Raw genomic sequence first — 17,414 nt, 5'->3', positions numbered from 1 at the left:
CCCCTACCCCTTCACCCGCTCTGCCATCACGCACAGCATTTCGAACATCAGGCTGATCCCCAGCCACGCCGTGCCACCCGACGTATCGAACGGGGGAGACACCTCTACCAGATCGGCGCCCACGATGTTCAACCCGCGCAGGCCGCGCGCCACCTGCAGCGCCTGCCAGCTGGTCGGGCCGCCCACCTCGGGGGTGCCGGTGCCGGGCGCAAAGGTCGGGTCGACGAAGTCGATGTCATAGGTCACATAGGTATCGCCCTTCCCCACGATCTCGCGCGCTTCGGTCATCACGTCCTCCGGCCCGCGCGCATGGAACTCGGCGATCGGGATGATCCTGATCCCGACGCTCGCCGCGAAATCCCAATCCTCGCGGCCATAAGCCGTGCCACGGATACCGATGATGACATAGCGCTTGGGGTCCAGCAGCCCCTCCTCCACCGCGCGGCGGAATGGCGTGCCGTGGTTGTAGCGGCTGGTGCCGAAATAGACGTCGTTGAGGTCGGTATGGCTATCGAACTGGATCATGCCCACCGGGCGCTGTTTTGCCACCGCGCGCAGGATCGGCAGCGTGCAAAGGTGATCGCCACCCCCGGTCAACGGTCGGATGCCCGCCGCGACCACGCGATCATAAAACGCCTCCATCCGTGCCAGACTGTCCATCAGGTCGCCGGGGTTCGGCGCCACGTCGCCAAGATCGGCACAGCGCGCCAACTCGAACGGCGCGACCCAGGTCGCCCCGTTCTGCGCCCGGATCATCGTCGACAGGTCGCGCAGTTGCCGTGGTCCGTGGCGCGGGCCCGGGCGATTGGTCGTGCCGCCATCCCAGGGTGCGCCGATCAGCCCGATCTGTACTTCGCCAAAGCGCGGATGATCAAACGGCACATACGGCAACCGCATGAAGGTCGGAACCCCCGCGAATCGCGGCAGGTCGAACCCCGAAACGGGCGTGAAGAAACCTGCATCCGCTACCATATTGTCCATACCTTCCCGATGTAATCCGGCGGCATCTGACCACCCCTGCCCGCCGGTGTCACGCCCCGTTGCGACATGTCCGCGACGCCGCGGTGCGCCCGGTCAGCGGGTTTTCCGCTTGGCCCCCGCTCTGACCGCAACCCGGGGCTTGACCGCCCCGCGCGGATTGGCCCTTATCGAAGCAGACCAGCCACAAACCCGGCTCGCCCCAGATCAGGGCGCCTTGCAAGGACGGACGCGATGTTTTCCAAGACCGCAGACCCAACCTCCGCTCCACCCGCCGCGCCGCGCCCGTCCACCGGCGGGACCAATTCCGCACGCTCGGTCCTCGGCGCCGATCTGCGCATCACCGGGGAAATCACCTCTACCGGCCTCGTCGAGGTGCTGGGCGAGATTGATGGCAACATCTCCGCCCAGGGGCTCATCATCGGGCAGGAAGGCCGCGTGACCGGCTCGGTCCGTGCCGATACGGTCGAGGTGAAGGGCCGCTTCGACGGCAAGGTGTCGTGCCACGCCTTCACCCTGCGCTCCACCGCCTCCGTCACCGCGGATGTGACGACGGCGACGCTGGTGATCGAAAGCGGCGCTACCATCGAAGGCCGCTTCCTCAAGACCAAGGGCTGAAAATCCGGCAGGGCGCGGGCCGAAACCCGCGCCGCGCCCGCGCGCTCAATGCGCCTTGAAGAACGCGATGGTGGCCGCGACCATTTCATCCAGCGTATCGGGCGAGGTGAATACGTTGAACACGTGGTCCATCTCGCGGGTGAACGCCTCCTCTTCGCCCTCATGCGCGGCCAGCAGCATCTCCTGCGCTACCGGCAGCACGGTCGTGTCGATCGAGCCCTGCGCCACAAACAGCGGGCCCGCGTAGGAGGCGATCTCGTCGGTCGGCTTGAAGATCGTCAACTGGTCGAAATATCCCTGCTTCAGCCCGATCTCCGCGCCCCAGGGCAGCGTGATCTTCAGCGGGACGTCGCCCGTTTTCTGCCCCGCAGCGACCGCCTCGGCCCCAAGGATACCGGTGAACGTCGTCAACGGGTCCGCCACCGCCGCCCACAGCGCCACCGATTTCGGCACATCGCTGCGACCGGCAACCGCCGTAGCCACCAGCCCGCCCTGGCTCCAGCCGATCACGCGCAATTCGTCGCCCTTCACCCGCGCATCGCCTTGCGCAAAGGCCAGCGCTGCCAACCCATCCGCCACCTGCCCCTCGAAGGTGGTGTCGGCGAAATCGCCGTCGCTTTCCCCCGACCCGATGAAATCCACCCGCAGGCTGGCATAGCCCGCCTCGGCCAAAAGCCGCGCAGTGCGCGAGAACACGCCCTCCTCGGTCCCCGGGATGGGCAGTTCGTCCCGCGTGCCGGTAAAGCCGTGGAACAGCAGCACCACCGGCGCCGGCCCACCCTCAGGCAGGGCGAGCGTCCCGACCATCGTCTTGCCCTGCGAGGCGATCGTGACCCGCTCCTCAGTCACTTCGGCCTGCGCGGCCCCCGCCAGCATCGCCAACCCAACGACCATCCACCGCATCTGTCCACTCTCCCTGTTAAGCTTCCAGCAATCCTGCCCCTAGCCCACCCCTTGCGTCAACGCTCCGGCGGGATCGAATAGGTCAGCCCGGCCCGCGCCACCGGTTCGGCCACGCCGTCGCTGAACACCATCACATCGCCCACCGCCAGCGCACGGCCCAGCTTCAGCACCCGCGCCACCGCCCGCAGATCCCGTCCCGCCGCCGGTTTGCGCATGAAGTCGATGGAACAGTTCGTCGTCACCGTCAGCGCCTTCGGCCCGATCCGCGCCAGTATCGCCAGATACATCGCCACATCCACCAGCCCGAACATCGCCGGCCCCGACACCGTGCCACCCGGCCGCAGATGCCGCTCGGCCACCGCCAGCCGCAGCGTCACGCCGTCCTTCCCTGCGCTTTCCACCACATAATCGTCCGCCACCTGACCGAAATCGCTGGTCAGGAACGCCTGCAACTCCTTCGCCGTCATTGTCGCCTGCATCTTTCCCTCCGCCCCGTTGCGCCCTACGCTGCCGGAAATCGAAAGGGACCGCCATGCCCGACCAACTGCTTCACCGCCACGATCAGGGCGGCATCGCCACCCTCACCCTCAGCAGCCCCGCCAGCCTGAACGCCCTGTCACAAGCGATGCTTGCCGCACTGGAAAGCGCCTTCACCGCCCTCGCCACTGATCCCACGATACGCGTGGTGATCCTTGCAGGCGCTGGCCGCGCCTTCTGCGCCGGTCACGACCTCAAGGAAATGCAGGCCGCCCGCACCGCCCCAGACAAGGGCGCCGCCTACTACGCCGGGCTTTTCGCCCAATGCGCCCGCGTCATGCAGATGATCCCCGCCCTGCCGCAGCCCATCATTGCGCAGGTCCACGGCCTTGCCACCGCTGCGGGCTGCCAGCTTGCCGCCTCCTGCGACCTCGTCACCGCCGCCGAAACCGCCCGCTTCGGCGTCAACGGCGTGAACATCGGCCTGTTCTGCTCGACCCCGATGGTCGCGCTTACCCGCAAGATCCCACCCGCTCTCGCGTTCGAGATGCTGACCACCGGCGAGTTCATCTCTGCCGCCCGCGCGCGCGAGGCGGGCCTTGTCAACCGCGTCGCCACCCCAGACAGCCTTGCCGACGAAACCCTCGCCCTCGCCCGCACCATCGCCGGGAAACTGACCGCTGCGGTAAAGATCGGCAAACGCGCCTTCTACGATCAGGCCACCCTGCCTTTGGCCGAGGCATATGCCCTGACCGGCGCCGTCATGCAGGAAAACATGGCCTGGCGCGATACCGAAGAAGGCATCGCCGCCTTCCTTGAAAAACGCGCTCCTGATTGGCCCCGCTGAAACCAAGGCGTGACAGAGTCGCGCAGATTCAGTAAGATACCAAAAAACAACAAACGATTGAGGCATCGAATGAGCAGACTTCTCACCGCCGTTTTGGCGTTATCTCCTGTCATGGCCAGCGCACAAGCCTACGAAGGCGCCGTCGTCGATCTGCGCTACCGTCATTACGAAGACAATTCCGGGTTCGATATGAACACCATCGGGGGCACCCTTGATGCAAGCTGGATGTTCGGCCGCGTCGGCCTGCAGGCCGGCCTGTTCCTTGGCAAGGACATCGACAGCAGCGACGACATCGACCTTGAACACACCAGCGCGCTCGCCTTGCACCTGACGACGGACGTGTCAGACAGCCTTCGCCTTGGCGCAATGGCATCGGCCGATGGCATTGCCGACGGCACCGAGTTCTTTGCCGCCGAAGCCCTCTATCTTGCCGGCCCGGTCCGTGTGGAAGCGCGCCTTGGCGACACGTTTGACAACAGCACCCCCTACACCCTGTTCGAAGTCATGGGGTCCTACGCTCTCGGCAACGCCCTGACCGCCCGCGCCGGAATGCATTATGCCGATTTCGATGAAGGCGGGCATTACGGCACGCTGTCACTAGGTGCCGGATACAAGGTCTCTGGGCAGACCGAAATCTACGCCGATCTCAAACATCACAATAACGACGGCGGCTCGCTTTATGGCGATGCACATGGCAGCGTGATCAACCTTGGCGTCCGCTTCGACCTTGGCGGTTCGACGTCGGCCAAGACCTTCTCCTACATGCCGCTGAACTGATCTTCAGGCCGCGAAAGCAGCCACAGGATCAGGCCCAGACCGATGACCGCAAGCGCAAGGCAGGCCGCATAAACGAACGTCGGCCCGCCCCATGCCAGCAACCCCGCGCCCACCAGCGGCGCGGCGGCTGACGCAAGGATCGGCGCCACCGCCGCCGCACCAGAGATCACTCCGAACCCGGTGCGCCCCAGAACCTCGGCAATCAGAACCGGGCGCAGGATCGACATCAACCCCGCCCCCGCGCCCTGGATCAGGGCAAACCCGAACACCAAAAGTGGCGCCAGCCCCGCCAGCCACAGGATGCCGCTGGCCAGCACCACCGCCGCCATCGCGCCGCGCGTCGCCTGCCCGGTCGTGACCCGCGCGCCCGCGCCCATCAGCATCAGCCGCCCCACCACCTGCGACGGCCCGATCAACGCGGCGGCCAGCGCGGCCATGCCCTCGGGCGCGCCGCGGTCGGCAAACAGCACCAGCACAAAGGTGATAAGCACCCCGTGGTTCAGGTAGATCGCGGTAAAGGCCGCAGCGATGATCCAGAAGGCGGGCTTTCGCAGCGCCGCCTGCAACACGCCCGGCGGTGTCGGCGCCTGGGTCTGCTCTGCGCGTTCGCGCCGCCGCAAATGCCTGACCGCCACCGCATTCAGCGGAATGACCAGCGCCATGATCGCGGCAAAGACCAGCAGCGCGCCCTGCCCGCCTCGCATCTCACCCAGCCAATGCCCCAGCGGAAAGGCCAGCGTTCCGGCAAAGCCTGCCACCAGCGTGACCTTGGTGATCGCCGCTCGGGCAGCGTCGCCCAGACGCCGGGTCAGAAAGGCGAAACAGGTTTCGTACAGACAACCCGCCTGCGCCACGCCGATCACCGCCCAAGCAATCAGCCAGCCCAGATGAGTGTCCACCAGCGCCAAGGCCGCCACACCCAGGGCCGCCAGCGCCGGCATCCAGCTCAACATCTCCCCGCCAAGACCACGGTCGACCAGCCGCCCGGTAAACGGTGTCAGCACCGCCATGATCAGAAAGGCCAACGTCGGCCCCATCGCCAGTTCGCCCTTGGTCCAGCCCGTCGCCGCCTCCAGATCAGGCAGCAGCGCGGGAAAGGCATAGTATGACCCCGCGTAGATCAGGGTCTGGCCCAGCGCCAGAAGCCAGACCGCCGGGCTGTCCGATCTGCTCACAGCCCGTAGATGTCGCCGAACTTGGCTTCCAGATAGTCCAGAAGCGGCCCTTCGGTGGGGGCAAAGCCGCAGGCGGCTTGCACCGACTCGCGCGGGGTCATCAGTGACCCGTGGCGTTGCAGGTTCGCCCGCAACCACCCGGTCGCCGCCGAAACGTCACCCTTCGCCATGTCGGCGTCCAGCCCCGGCAAAGCCGCCCGCATCGCCTTGGTCAAGCAGCCGGCATAGACATTGCCCAGCGTGTAGGTCGGGAAATACCCGAACAGCCCGCACGACCAATGCACGTCCTGCAACAGCCCGTTCGAAGGCCGGTCCACCGCCACGCCGAAATCGGCCCGGAACCGGTCATTCCACGCGGCCTCCAGATCGGCCACCGCCAGATCACCCCGGATGAGCGCCCGCTCCAGATCGAACCGCATCATCACATGCAGGTTGTAATGCACCTCGTCGGCCTCGGTGCGGATATACCCTGCATGCACTCGGTTGACCGCGCGGTAAAACCCTTCCGCATCGGCAATCCCGAACTCCCCGAACACCTCCCGCATCCGGCCATAAAGCCATCCGGTAAAGGCCCGGCTCCGCCCGATCTGGTTCTCGTAACTCCGGCTCTGGCTTTCATGCACCCCCATCGACGCGCCCTGCCCGATCGGCGTCAGCGCGTAGGCCGGGTCAATCCCCTGCTCATAGGCCGCATGGCCCACCTCGTGGATCGTCGAGTAAAAACAGTTGAACGGATCGACCTCGCTGACCCGCGTGGTGATCCGCACGTCATGCCCCGACCCGGAACTGAACGGATGCACCGCCTTGTCCAGCCGCCCCCGGTTCCAGTCATAGCCGAACACCGTCGCCAGCTCCCGCGTCAGCGCCATCTGCGCCTCGCCGTCAAACCGCCCGACCAGCCCCTTCGGCGCCTCCGCCCCCAAGACCGCCGCCCGCAAGGCCACCAGCCGCGGCCGCATCCGGTCGAACATCGCGCCGATCTCGGCCCCCGTCATCGTCGGCTCGTAATCATCCACCAGCGCGTCATATGGGTCACCCCCCTGCGCCAGCGCCGCCCCCTCCTCGCGCTTCAGCGCCACCACTCGCTCCAGCGTTGGCAGGAACGCCGCCACATCATCCTTCGCCCGCGCCTCGGCCCAGATCCCCTGCGCCAGCGACGTCAGATGCGCCAACTCCTCCGCCAGCCGCGCCGGCACCTTCAGCGTGCGCCGATACACCCGCGCGATCTGGCGCACCTGCGCCGCCCCCACCGCGTCAGGCGCCTGCGCCGCCGCCAGCCACTCCCCCAACCGAGGGTCCGTCCGCCGCGCATGCAGCACGCCCTCCAGCGCCGCCATCTCCTCGGCCCGCTGACCCGCAGCACCATCCGGCATCACGGTTTCCTGGTCCCAGCCAAGCCGCCCCGCCACCTGCGCCAAAGCCTCGGTCTGGCGCTGATACGCCATCAGATCGTCAAAAGCCGTCATGCCGTTCCCTCCCGGATCGAACCCGCCACCGGGTATTGCGCCAGATACCGCCCGCGGATGATCAACACCCACAGGATCACCGCCCCCACCTGATGCGTGATCGCCACATCCACATGCGCCGCCGTCAGCACCGCCGCGATCCCCAAGGCCACCTGCCCCAGCATCATTGCCATCATCCCGTTGAATGCGCCCCGCGTCGCCCGATAGGCCGACTTGCGGCCGCGCAACCAGACCACCACGCCGAACGCGAACAGAATATACCCTGACATCCGGTGCATGAATTGCACCAGCCCGGGGTTTTCAAAGAACGCATGCCACACCGGCAGGCTGCCCCCAGCCCCATCCGGCACATAAAACGCATCCGCCGGAAAGAACGATCCGTTCATGTCAGGCCATGTCGGAAACGCCCGCCCAGCATCGATCCCCGCCACCAGCGCCCCAAGCAGGATCTGCAGGAACGCGAAATGCATCAGCCCGGTCGCCATCCCGAAAAGCTTGCGCTCCCCCCCGCGCCGCGCCGTCATCAACTCCGCCTCGCTGCGACCAAGCAGGAACACGAACCACGCGATCACCCCAAGGATCACGAAGGCCAGCCCCAGATGCGTCGCAAGCCGGTAACTCGCCACATCGAGCCGCGTCCCCGACAGGCCCGAGGACACCATCCACCAGCCGATCGCGCCCTGCGCCCCGCCCAGCGCCCCCAGCAGCAACAACCGCCCGGTCCAGCCCGGCGGTATCTTCCGCGCCAGCGCAAAGCCCACAAAGCCCAAGGCCCAGACCAGCCCGATCACCCGGCCAAGCTGACGATGCCCCCATTCCCACCAGTAAATCGACTTGAAGGCTTCAAGGCTCATGCCCTTGTTCTGCAACTGGTATTCCGGGATCGCCTGATACTTGGCGAACTCCTCGGCCCATGTCGCCTCGTCCAGCGGCGGCAAGGCGCCCGTCACCGGCTTCCACTCGGTGATCGACAACCCCGAATCCGTCAGCCGCGTCAGCCCGCCCACCGCGATCATCGTGGCGACCAGCAGGAACAGCGCCACCAGCCACAGCCGGATGCCCGCCCGCGCGCCCCGGGGTCGCGCGTCGATGCCGCCACCCACGGGGGCCACCGGCGCCGTCTGTCCCGCGCCAACCTCTTCAAAAATGCTGCGCTTGCCCGCCATCATCCGCCCCTTGACTGATGCGCCGGACACTAGGCCCCGCCCCCACCGCCTTCAAGACCCCGCGACACCCGCGCCCGGCGGGCAAATCGCCGCGACCGCACATTCATCTGTCTCGAAATATCCCCGCCGGAGGCTCCGCAACCAGCCTCAGCGCAACCGCCGCAGCAGGTCCAGCGACGGCTCCCCCGTTACCGGCAACCCTTGGCTCGCCTGATAGGCACTGATCGCGGCCTTGGTCTTTGCCCCAATCACCCCGTCCGACCCCTCGGTGTCAAACCCGGCCGCCGTCAGCCGCCGCTGCAAGTCCTGCCGGTCGGCAATCGTCATCCCCGTCGCATCAGGCCCGAACGAGGCCTGAATGCCCGGCCGGCCCAGCAGCCGGTCCGACAGATGCCCGACCCCGATCGCGTAGTTCTCTGCATTGTTGTAGCGCAGGATCACGTTGAAATTCTGCGTCAGCAGGAAGGCAGGCCCCCCGCCTGATATGATCGACCCGCCCGCCGGCACCGGCCCGCCATTTGCCGCCGTCACACCCAGCGCCGACCATTCACCCGCCGATTTGCCCTTGCCGCGCCCCAGAAGCCCGGTGTTGAACCCGGCAGGCAGCCGCACCTCGCCCCCCCAAGGCAGCCCCCGCGTCCAGCCCGACCGGCTCAGATAGGCCGCGGTCGAGGCCAGCGCATCCGATGGGTCCTCCGACCAGATATCGCGCCGCCCGTCGCCCGTGAAATCGACCGCATATTCCAGATACGAGGTCGGAATGAATTGCGTATGCCCCATCGCCCCGGCCCAGCTGCCGGTCATGTTGCCGGGGGTGGTGTCGCCATTCTCCAGAATGCGCAGCGCCGCCAGCAGCTGGCTTTCAAAGAACGCGCCGCGCCGCCCTTCATAGGCCAGCGTCGACAGCGCCGAGATCACAGGCACATTGCCGCGCCTTGTGCCGAAAAAGCTCTCCAGCCCCCAGACGGCGGCGACGACATGGCCTTCCACCCCGTAGCGCCCCTCGATGGCAGCAAGCGTGCTGCCATACTGGCTCAGCTTCTGCTGGCCCAATGACACCCGCTCCTGCGACGCCGCGATGGCCAGATAATCCTCGAGGCTGCGCTTGAACTCGGTCTGGTTGCGGTCCTTCTCGATCACCTCGGGCAGGAAGCCCGCCGACCTAAAGGCAGTGTCCAGCGTGACGGGCGACACGCCCCGCCCCGCTGCCCGCGCCTTGAACCCCTCGACCCAAGCATCCCAGCCCGCGTTCGGAACCGGCCTCGGTGCGGGGTCCGCCGCGCGAAACCCGCCTTGCGACGGCGCGCCGCGTCCCGCTGGCATGCACGCCGCCGTCAACGCCCCCACCCCCGCCAAAAGCGCCCACCGCCGGGTCATCCCCTGCCTGCCGTCCATGCTGCGATCCTGCCCGTCTTTGTTGATTGCGAAAAAGCCTACCCCAGACCGCAACGAATGGCCAAGCCTTCCGCCTACGGCCGCGCGAGCTACCGCCCAAAGCCTAAGAAACCATTAAAGGCAAAAATTTGTCTCGCGTTTTCAATGGCCTGAAAAATGTCCCACGGTGGGACAAGGGGCTACTCCCCGCCGTTCTTCAGCTTCCAGGCGATCTGCCGCAGCATCCCGTGAAAGGTCTGCACCTCAGCCCGCGTCAGCCCCAGCCGCGCCCACATATTCCTCAGATTGGCCTTCATCCCCTCGGCCTTCGTGGGCGGAAAGAAGAAACTCGCCGCCTCCAACCGCTCCTCGAAATGATCCGCCAGCTTGTCCACCTCCAGCCGGCTCGCAAACTCCGTCCGCGCCAGCTCCATCATCTCCGGCGTCACCCCACCCTGCCGCCGCCACTCATACCCCAGCAACAGCACGCACTGCGCCAGGTTCAGCGACGGAAACTCCGGGTTCACATCCACCGTCACGATCGCATTGGCCTGCACGATGTCATCATTCTCCAGCCCCGCCCGCTCCGGCCCGAACAAGACGCCGACCCGCTTGCCCTCCGCCGCCATCGCGCGGGTCATCTCCATCGCCCGCTCCGGCGTGACCACCAGCTTCACCAGTTCCCGCCCCCGCGCGGTGGTGGCAAAAACGAAATCGCAATCCGCGATCGAGGTCGCCACGTCCGGGAACAGCCCCGCCTGATCCAAGACCCGCCCCGCCCCCGACGCCATCGCCACCGACTTCGGGTTCGGCCAGCCGTCGCGCGGGTCCACGATCCGCATCCGATCCAGTCCAAAGTTCAGCATCGCCCGCGCCGCGGCCCCGACGTTTTCGCCCATCTGGGGGCGCACAAGCACAAAGACGGGCGGGATCATCGGTCACCTGCTGCAAGGAACGCCGCCTGATACGCCGCCCCGGCGGTTCAGACAAGCCACGGCCATCCGGTAGCCAAGCCCGGCAAAGGCTGCTAGACGGGCGGCGACCTATAGCCGGAGCCCGTCATGGCCGCTGAAGACCGCCCGCAGATCACCCTGATCACCCCGCCAGCGTTCGAGCTGGAGGTTTTCCCTAACCGCCTCGCCGCCGTTCTTGACGCAGTCGACATCGCCTGCGTGCGCCTTTCGCTGGCCACCCGTGACGAAGACACCCTCTCGCGCGCCGCCGATGCCTGCCGCGAGGTTGCCCACGCCCGCGACGTCGCCATCGTCATCGACACCCACATCCTGATGGTCGAACGGCTGGGCCTTGACGGCGTGCACCTTCTGGACGGTGCGCGGACGGTCAGGAAAGCCCGCAAGGACCTTGGCGCTGATGCCATCGTCGGCGCCTTCTGCGGCACAAGCCGGCATGAAGGCATGTCGGCGGGCGAGGCAGGCGCCGATTATGTCGCCTTCGGCCCGATCGGCGCCACCACGCTCGGTGACGGCTCGCAGGTCGAATTCGACGTGTTCGAATGGTGGTCGCAGGTGATCGAGGTTCCAGTCATTGCAGAAGGCGCGCTGACAGCCGAACTGGTGGCAAAGTTCGGCCCGGTGACCGATTTCTTTGGCGTGGGTGAGGAAATCTGGTCGACCGATGACGCTGTTGCCGCGCTCAAGGCGCTGATCGCGCCGCTTGGCTAAGGGTCAGGCGACCGCGCCGGCGTGGGCGGTTCGGATCACCCGTTCGCAATAGGCCGCAAGAACCTTCCGGTTCTCAAAGGCTTCGACCGGAACCTCGGGGTGAAACACCACCTCCACCCGGCCTCGCCGCGACGCGGATAGCATCTTCAGCAGGTGCCCGGCGAAATCCATGTCGCCCCACCAGCCGTAAAACCGGGGGTCCTGCCCCTTTGGTGCTGTGAAGATGACCGTCACCGGCTGGATGTGCATCTCGTGGCGCAAGCCTTCCGAGAAAAACGCCTGAAACAGCGTCGATTTGAAGGGCAGCACCCGGATCGCATCGGTGCTGGTGCCTTCGGGAAAGAACAAAAGCCGATGACCTGAGCGCAGTCTTTCTTCGAAAAGCTGTTGCTGTCGTTTCGCTTCCTGACCCTTTCGGGTGATGAACACGGTTCCAGTCGCGCGGGCCAGCCAGCCGATGCCCGGCCAACCGCTGACCTCGGATTTGGCAACGAAATACACCCGCTGCGCCGCGTTCAAGGCAAAGATGTCAAGCCAGCTGGAATGGTTGGCCACGACCGCGCCCTTTGCGGTCATCGGCAGGCCGGTCACGACCAACCGCAGGCCAAGAATGATCAGTCCAGCCCGGCAGACGGCTTGCGTGATATAGGGGGTTATCGGCCGCGACTGCCCGAACAGCGGCCATTCAACCATGCGGACCAACAGCAACACGACAAGCCCGCCGTAGGTGATGACCGCTAGGACCGGCGCCCGCACCACGACGCGCAGCCAGCCAAGCAATCCGATCCGGCTGGCCGGTGGCGCTACCTCGGACCAGTTCATTGCGGCTGGCCCTTCTTGCGAAGGTAGAACTCGCGGTGCCGTGCCGACATTTCCGTCGTGTTCATCACAAGACAAACGTCCGTGGTGTTGAACGCGTGATCGACCCACGCCCCGTCCGAGACGAAGCCGCCAAGGCGCAGATAGGCCTTGATAAGCGCGGGTGTCGCGGCAAGTGCAGCCTTGCGGTCAAGCTGGTCGGCCGGGATCAGGTTCATTTCCTGCCGGTTTGGCGGCAGGGCGCGCACGCGCAAGGCCGGGGGGGCAAGGTGGTGGTGGTGCAGCCATGACAGGGGTGCGGCAAGAGCTGCGCTGTCAGTGCCATGAAAGCTGGCCGCACCGAACAGGATTTCGATACCGCGCTCAAGGACATACTCGGCTAGACCGTTCCACAGGTGGAACATGGCAGTGCCGCCGCGATGGTCGCGGTGCACGCAGGACCGACCCAGTTCGAGCAGCTTGCGGCCAGAATTCAACAGCGGGCCAAGATCAAATTCAGACTCAGAATAAAACCGCCCGGCAGCGGCGCGACGATCGCTGGGCAGCACCCGATATGCGCCGATCACATGGGTCAGCGTTGTAGGGTCGCGCCGGCGGTCAACCAACACCAGATGGTCGAAAAACGGGTCGAAGGCATCCCGCTCAAGCCGTTTGGCATGGTCGACAAGGGGACCGTCGCCGCCAAGTTCTTCGATGAAAACCTCGTAGCGCAGTCGTTGGGCCGACAGCAGGTCAGCCTCGCTTGCCGCCAGGCGAAGGACAATCGGCGGGTCTTCGGCGCTCATGGGCAAGGCTCGCGGGGTTGATCGGACCGATCTATGCAAAGGCCTGCATCATTGCAACGCGCAAGCCAAGCGAACTTTTCCGCTTTTCGTCCAGCAGTTGAGTTGAAAAGATAACTACACACAATACGTGTCAGTGACCGAAAACGCGTTCAAGGGTAATCTGCTTGCTGTCTATGACAACCTTCCCCGCGTGTTCGAAATTAACTGTAACACGGCCGCCAATATTGGACTGTACCTGACCCAGCCCCCAGCCCGGCATCCCCGGATGCCGCACGACCATTCCCGGCTCCAACAGAGCATTCATTTCAACCCAACTTTCATCGGACCCATTATGCAGGAAAAACCCGACTTTGCCGCCATGATCGGCTCTCGTATCTGCCACGACCTTATCAGCCCGATCGGTGCCATCGGCAATGGGGTGGAACTGATGCAAATGGATAACGAAGGCTCCAGCCCGGAACTTGCGCTGATCGCGGAAAGTGTGGCCAACGCCAACGCGCGCATCCGTTTCTTCCGGGTGGCCTACGGCGTTGCGTCCAGCGACCAACGGATCGCAAAGACCGAAGTGATCTCGATTCTGACCGATATCACGCGTGGAACCCGGCTGATTTATGCGTGGAACACACCAGCAGACCTGTCGCGGCGTGAGGTGCGTCTGGCGTTCCTGATGCTGCAATGCCTTGAGACGGCGATGGCTTACGGGGGGCGGGTGCAGGTTGACCGCGATGACAATGGCTGGCGGATGGCGGCCGAGGCGCCAAGACTGAAGCTGGATGCGGCGCTATGGGATGCGATCGCCCAGCAAGAGGCACCTGCCGAGCTTGGCGCGGGGCACGTACATTTCGGGCTGGTTCCGGGCGAGCTTGACCGTCAGGGGCGCAGCTTGATTGTCGACATAAAGGAAACAACGATCCGACTTAGCTTCTGATTGTTCCGTTTCCGGTGACAATATACTTGAAACTGGTCAACTGCTCGGCGCCCACCGGGCCGCGCGCATGCATCTTGCCGGTGGCGATGCCTATTTCGGCACCCATGCCGAATTCGCCTCCATCCGCAAACTGGGTGGAGGCGTTACGCATCAGGATGGCCGAATCCAGACGCTCGAAGAAACGGTCAGCGGTAGCGTCGTTTTCGGTCAGGATGCTTTCGGTATGGTTGCTGCCATAGCGGCGGATGTGGGCAATCGCTTCGTCGACGCCATCGACCAGTTTCGCCGCGATGATCATGTCCAGAAACTCGCGGCCAAAATCGTCAGGTGCAGCCTTGACGGTTCCGGGGATCTTCAAAAGCTCGCCCTCTGCCCGAACCTCGACCCCGGCTTTCATCAGGTCTTCGATCAGGACCGCGCCATGCTTGGTGTAGAACTGCCAGTCGATCAACAGGCATTCCGCCGATCCGCACACCCCGGTGCGCCGGGTCTTGGCATTCAGGACAACGCGGCGCGCCTTTTCCAGATCGGCGTCACGGTCAGCGTAGACGTGGCAGATGCCTTCCAGATGCGCAAATACCGGCACCCGCGCCTCGCGCTGGACTAGGCCCACCAGACCCTTGCCACCACGCGGCACGATGACGTCCAGATACTCTGTCGCATGCAGCATCGCTGTCACCATCTCGCGGTCGCGGGTCGGGATCAGCTGGATCGCGTCTTCTGGCAGGCCCGCTTGTCTCAACCCTTCGACCATGCAGGCATGGATGGCGGTGGAGGAATGAAAGCTCTCCGATCCGCCGCGAAGAATGACGGCGTTGCCAGCCTTCAGACACAGCGCGCCTGCGTCTGCCGTCACGTTCGGGCGGCTTTCATAGATCACCCCGATGACGCCAAGCGGGGTGGATACCCGCTTGATGTGCAGGCCCGAGGGGCGGTCCCACTCGGCCAGCACGCGGCCCACAGGATCGGGCTGTTCGGCGATGGTGCGCAGGCTGTCGACGATGCCGCGCAGACGATGATCATCAAGCCGTAACCGGTCGATCATCGCCGCCGTCAGGCCTTTTTCCTCGCCGTAAGCGATGTCCTCGCAATTGGCATCAAGGATTGCCTCACGCTGCGCCCAGACGGCATCGGCAGCGCCGATCAAGGCCGCATACTTGCGTTCCTGCTTGGCATAGGCCAGTTCGGCCGCAGCCGCGCGGGCCTTGGCGCCGATTTCGGCCATCAGATCCGAGATTTGCCCGTCCATTCCAGCATCCTCGCCTAGATCACCATGTCATCGCGGTGGACCAGCGCAGCGCGCCCGGCATAGCCGAGAATCCCCTCGATCTCGCCCGATTTGTGGCCCGCGATCGCTCGCGCCTCTTGCGCAGTGTAGCGCACGAGGCCCTTGCCCAAAACCGCACCATCGGGGCTTAGAATCGCGACCGGCTCGCCGCGACCGAACGTGCCCGACACCGACCTTACCCCTGCGGGCAGCAGCGACTTGCCTGCCCGCAGCGCGGCTACGGCACCGGCATCAAGGTGCAGCTCGCCCTTCGGCTTCATCGCGTTGATCCAGCGCTTCCGCGCGGCTTGCGGGTCGCCCTGCGCCACGAACCATGTCCGCGCGGCACCGTTTGCCAGAGCCGTAAGCGGACGAAGGGTAGAGCCTTCCATGATCGCCATCGCGCAGCCGCCCGCAACAGCGGTCTTTGCAGCCATAAGCTTGGTCTTCATCCCGCCCTTTGACAGGCCCGAGATCGGATCGCCCGCCATCGCCTCGATTTCGGGTGTAATCGCCTCGACCAGATCGAACCGTTGGGCGGTGGGGTCTTCCTTCGGGTTGGCCGAATAGAACCCGTCGACATCGCTGAGCAGGATCAAGTGATCTGCGCCCACGGTAACCGCGATCTGCGCCGCAAGGCGGTCGTTGTCGCCAAAGCGGATCTCGTCCGTGGCAACGGTGTCGTTCTCGTTGACGATGGGAACCACCCCAAATCCGAGCAGCGTTTCCATCGTCGCGCGGGAATTCAGATAGCGGCGGCGGTCGGTGGTGTCCTCCAGCGTCACCAGCACCTGGCCGGTGGTGATGCCGTGGGGCGCAAGCACTTCCTCGTAGGCCCGGGCAAGACGGATCTGCCCGACCGCCGCGGCCGCCTGCGCTTGTTCCAGCGTCAGGACGCCGTCGCCAAGGCCAAGAACCTTGCGGCCAAGCGCGATTGAGCCGGACGAAACGATCACGACATCACAGCCCCGGCGGCGCGCCTCGACCACGTCAAGCGCCAGCGCGCCCAGCCAATCCAGCTTCAGACCGTGGATACGGTCGACCAGCAGCGCCGACCCGATCTTGACGACAAGGCGTTTGGCGTCGCGAATATCCGGCGCGGTAAGGGGCTTCAGGGCTGCCACGGCCCCTCCTCGACCTTCGGCGTCTCGCCGATGATCGCGGTGCGGATAGCGCGGAGGGTATCTTGCAGCCCCTGCCCCGAGACACCCGAGATCACGTGGACCGGCCCGCCGCTGGCTTTCTCAAGCGCCTTGCGGCGGGTGGAGATCGTCTTGGCATCCAGCGCATCGCACTTGTTCAGCGCCACGATCCGGGCCTTGTCGCCCAGGATGTCGGAATAGGCCTCCAACTCGGTCACGATGGTGCGGTAGTCCTTGGTGATGGTAGACGACGTTCCATCGACAAGGTGCAAAAGCACCTTGCAGCGTTCGACGTGGGCGAGGAACTGGGTGCCAAGGCCCCTGCCCTCGCTCGCGCCCTCGATCAGGCCGGGAATGTCAGCCATGACGAATTCGGCCCCGTCGATGCCCACCACGCCGAGGTTGGGGACGAGGGTGGTGAACGGATAATCGGCAATCTTCGGCCGGGCGTTCGACACGGCGGCGAGGAAGGTGGATTTGCCGGCGTTGGGCAGGCCGACGAGGCCCGCATCCGCGATCAGCTTCAGGCGCAGCCAGATGGTGCGCTCGATCCCCTCCTGGCCGGGGTTGGCGCGGGCGGGGGCGCGGTTGGTGGAAGATTTGAACCGCAGGTTGCCCCAGCCACCGTTGCCACCCTGAGCGAGGAGAACGCGGTCGCCCACCTTGACGAGGTCGGCCAGCACGGTTTCCTGATCCTCATCGAGGATCTCGGTGCCGAGGGGAACCTTCAGGACGATGTCCTCGCCGGTCTTGCCGGTGCGCTGGCTGCCCATGCCGGGCTGGCCGGACTTGGCGAAGAAATGCTGCTGGTAGCGATAGTCGATCAGGGTGTTCAGCCCTTCAACCGCTTCGGCCCAGACCGAGCCGCCGTTGCCGCCGTCGCCGCCGTCGGGGCCGCCGAATTCAACGAACTTCTCGCGCCGGAAGGAGACGCAGCCGCCGCCGCCGCCGCCGGAGCGGATGTAGACTTTGGCGAGGTCGAGGAATTTCATCGGAGCGGGCTTTCGGGA

General features: G+C 65.5%; 19 protein-coding genes. 5 read left to right on the top strand and 14 right to left on the bottom strand.

Annotation, left to right across the window (positions count from 1 at the left end; translation table 11 throughout):
• Positions 1-3: 3 nt before the first annotated feature.
• Complete coding sequence (locus ACROUL_RS08265) at positions 4-981, bottom strand: agmatinase (protein WP_431299031.1); 978 nt, start codon at positions 979-981, stop codon at positions 4-6.
• 231 nt (positions 982-1,212) lie between these two features.
• Between ACROUL_RS08265 and ACROUL_RS08260 the strand changes: the two genes are divergently transcribed.
• On the top strand, positions 1,213-1,596 hold the full coding sequence (locus tag ACROUL_RS08260; RefSeq protein ID WP_431299030.1) for a bactofilin family protein: 384 nt from the start codon (positions 1,213-1,215) through the stop codon (positions 1,594-1,596).
• 45 nt (positions 1,597-1,641) lie between these two features.
• On the opposite strand, the gene ACROUL_RS08255 is transcribed toward ACROUL_RS08260, so the two are convergent.
• Positions 1,642-2,499 (bottom strand): alpha/beta hydrolase family protein, encoded by an 858-nt coding sequence (locus ACROUL_RS08255; protein ID WP_431299029.1) that lies wholly within the window; start codon positions 2,497-2,499, stop codon positions 1,642-1,644.
• A gap of 56 nt (positions 2,500-2,555) precedes the next feature.
• Complete coding sequence (locus ACROUL_RS08250) at positions 2,556-2,978, bottom strand: PaaI family thioesterase (RefSeq protein WP_431299028.1); 423 nt, start codon at positions 2,976-2,978, stop codon at positions 2,556-2,558.
• Positions 2,979-3,031: 53 nt separating this feature from the next.
• Between ACROUL_RS08250 and ACROUL_RS08245 the strand changes: the two genes are divergently transcribed.
• Both ACROUL_RS08245 and ACROUL_RS08240 read left to right on the top strand, forming a co-directional pair.
• On the top strand, positions 3,032-3,823 hold the full coding sequence (locus ACROUL_RS08245) for an enoyl-CoA hydratase (RefSeq protein ID WP_431299027.1): 792 nt from the start codon (positions 3,032-3,034) through the stop codon (positions 3,821-3,823).
• 69 nt (positions 3,824-3,892) lie between these two features.
• Positions 3,893-4,600 (top strand): porin, encoded by a 708-nt coding sequence (locus ACROUL_RS08240; protein ID WP_431299026.1) that lies wholly within the window; start codon positions 3,893-3,895, stop codon positions 4,598-4,600.
• Here the strand turns inward: ACROUL_RS08240 and ACROUL_RS08235 are convergent.
• From ACROUL_RS08235 to ACROUL_RS08215, 5 genes are all read right to left on the bottom strand, one after another.
• The gene (locus tag ACROUL_RS08235; RefSeq protein WP_431299025.1) at positions 4,582-5,775 is read right to left on the bottom strand and encodes an MFS transporter; all 1,194 of its coding nucleotides are present in this window, start codon (positions 5,773-5,775) and stop codon (positions 4,582-4,584) included. The two genes, ACROUL_RS08240 and ACROUL_RS08235, sit on opposite strands and share 19 nt — an antisense overlap.
• Positions 5,772-7,241, bottom strand: coding sequence for a carboxypeptidase M32 (locus ACROUL_RS08230; protein ID WP_431299024.1), 1,470 nt, complete (start codon positions 7,239-7,241; stop codon positions 5,772-5,774). The genes ACROUL_RS08235 and ACROUL_RS08230 overlap by 4 nt, the downstream gene beginning before the upstream one ends.
• On the bottom strand, positions 7,238-8,407 hold the full coding sequence (ctaA, locus tag ACROUL_RS08225) for a heme A synthase (protein ID WP_431301264.1): 1,170 nt from the start codon (positions 8,405-8,407) through the stop codon (positions 7,238-7,240). Before ctaA ends, ACROUL_RS08230 begins: the two co-directional genes overlap by 4 nt.
• A 147-nt stretch (positions 8,408-8,554) precedes the next feature.
• Entirely contained in the window at positions 8,555-9,802 is a 1,248-nt protein-coding gene (locus ACROUL_RS08220; protein WP_431299023.1) for a lytic murein transglycosylase, read from the bottom strand.
• 179 nt (positions 9,803-9,981) lie between these two features.
• The gene (locus tag ACROUL_RS08215; RefSeq protein ID WP_431299022.1) at positions 9,982-10,716 is read right to left on the bottom strand and encodes an RNA methyltransferase; all 735 of its coding nucleotides are present in this window, start codon (positions 10,714-10,716) and stop codon (positions 9,982-9,984) included.
• 126 nt (positions 10,717-10,842) lie between these two features.
• Here ACROUL_RS08215 and ACROUL_RS08210 point away from each other — a divergent pair, with 126 nt between their 5' ends.
• Complete coding sequence (locus ACROUL_RS08210) at positions 10,843-11,463, top strand: thiamine phosphate synthase (RefSeq protein ID WP_431299021.1); 621 nt, start codon at positions 10,843-10,845, stop codon at positions 11,461-11,463.
• A gap of 3 nt (positions 11,464-11,466) precedes the next feature.
• On the opposite strand, the gene ACROUL_RS08205 is transcribed toward ACROUL_RS08210, so the two are convergent.
• The 3 genes from ACROUL_RS08205 to ACROUL_RS08195 form a co-directional block, all read right to left on the bottom strand.
• Positions 11,467-12,285: a lysophospholipid acyltransferase family protein gene (locus ACROUL_RS08205; protein WP_431299020.1), complete on the bottom strand. Its 819-nt coding sequence runs from the start codon at positions 12,283-12,285 to the stop codon at positions 11,467-11,469.
• Complete coding sequence (locus ACROUL_RS08200; protein ID WP_431299019.1) at positions 12,282-13,067, bottom strand: GNAT family N-acetyltransferase; 786 nt, start codon at positions 13,065-13,067, stop codon at positions 12,282-12,284. Before ACROUL_RS08200 ends, ACROUL_RS08205 begins: the two co-directional genes overlap by 4 nt.
• Before the next feature lie 130 nt (positions 13,068-13,197).
• Complete coding sequence (locus ACROUL_RS08195; protein ID WP_431299018.1) at positions 13,198-13,371, bottom strand: DUF3553 domain-containing protein; 174 nt, start codon at positions 13,369-13,371, stop codon at positions 13,198-13,200.
• Here ACROUL_RS08195 and ACROUL_RS08190 point away from each other — a divergent pair.
• Complete coding sequence (locus ACROUL_RS08190) at positions 13,333-13,995, top strand: histidine phosphotransferase family protein (RefSeq protein ID WP_431299017.1); 663 nt, start codon at positions 13,333-13,335, stop codon at positions 13,993-13,995. The genes ACROUL_RS08195 and ACROUL_RS08190 overlap by 39 nt on opposite strands.
• Here the strand turns inward: ACROUL_RS08190 and ACROUL_RS08185 are convergent.
• From ACROUL_RS08185 to obgE, 3 genes are read right to left on the bottom strand one after another with little or no spacing between them, the layout of a single operon-like run.
• Positions 13,985-15,244 (bottom strand): glutamate-5-semialdehyde dehydrogenase, encoded by a 1,260-nt coding sequence (locus ACROUL_RS08185; RefSeq protein WP_431299016.1) that lies wholly within the window; start codon positions 15,242-15,244, stop codon positions 13,985-13,987. The two genes, ACROUL_RS08190 and ACROUL_RS08185, sit on opposite strands and share 11 nt — an antisense overlap.
• A 14-nt stretch (positions 15,245-15,258) precedes the next feature.
• A complete protein-coding gene (gene proB / locus ACROUL_RS08180) occupies positions 15,259-16,386 on the bottom strand; it encodes a glutamate 5-kinase (RefSeq protein ID WP_431299015.1) in 1,128 nt (375 codons plus the stop codon).
• The gene (gene obgE, locus ACROUL_RS08175) at positions 16,374-17,396 is read right to left on the bottom strand and encodes a GTPase ObgE (protein ID WP_431299014.1); all 1,023 of its coding nucleotides are present in this window, start codon (positions 17,394-17,396) and stop codon (positions 16,374-16,376) included. Before obgE ends, proB begins: the two co-directional genes overlap by 13 nt.
• Positions 17,397-17,414 lie beyond the last annotated feature (18 nt).

It is taken from the genome of Tabrizicola sp. BL-A-41-H6, assembly GCF_050632395.1.
Taxonomy (GTDB): Bacteria; Pseudomonadota; Alphaproteobacteria; order Rhodobacterales; family Rhodobacteraceae; genus JAUYQR01.
Note: the sequence above shows the minus strand (reverse complement) of the source record. Positions and strands in the feature narration are given on the sequence as shown.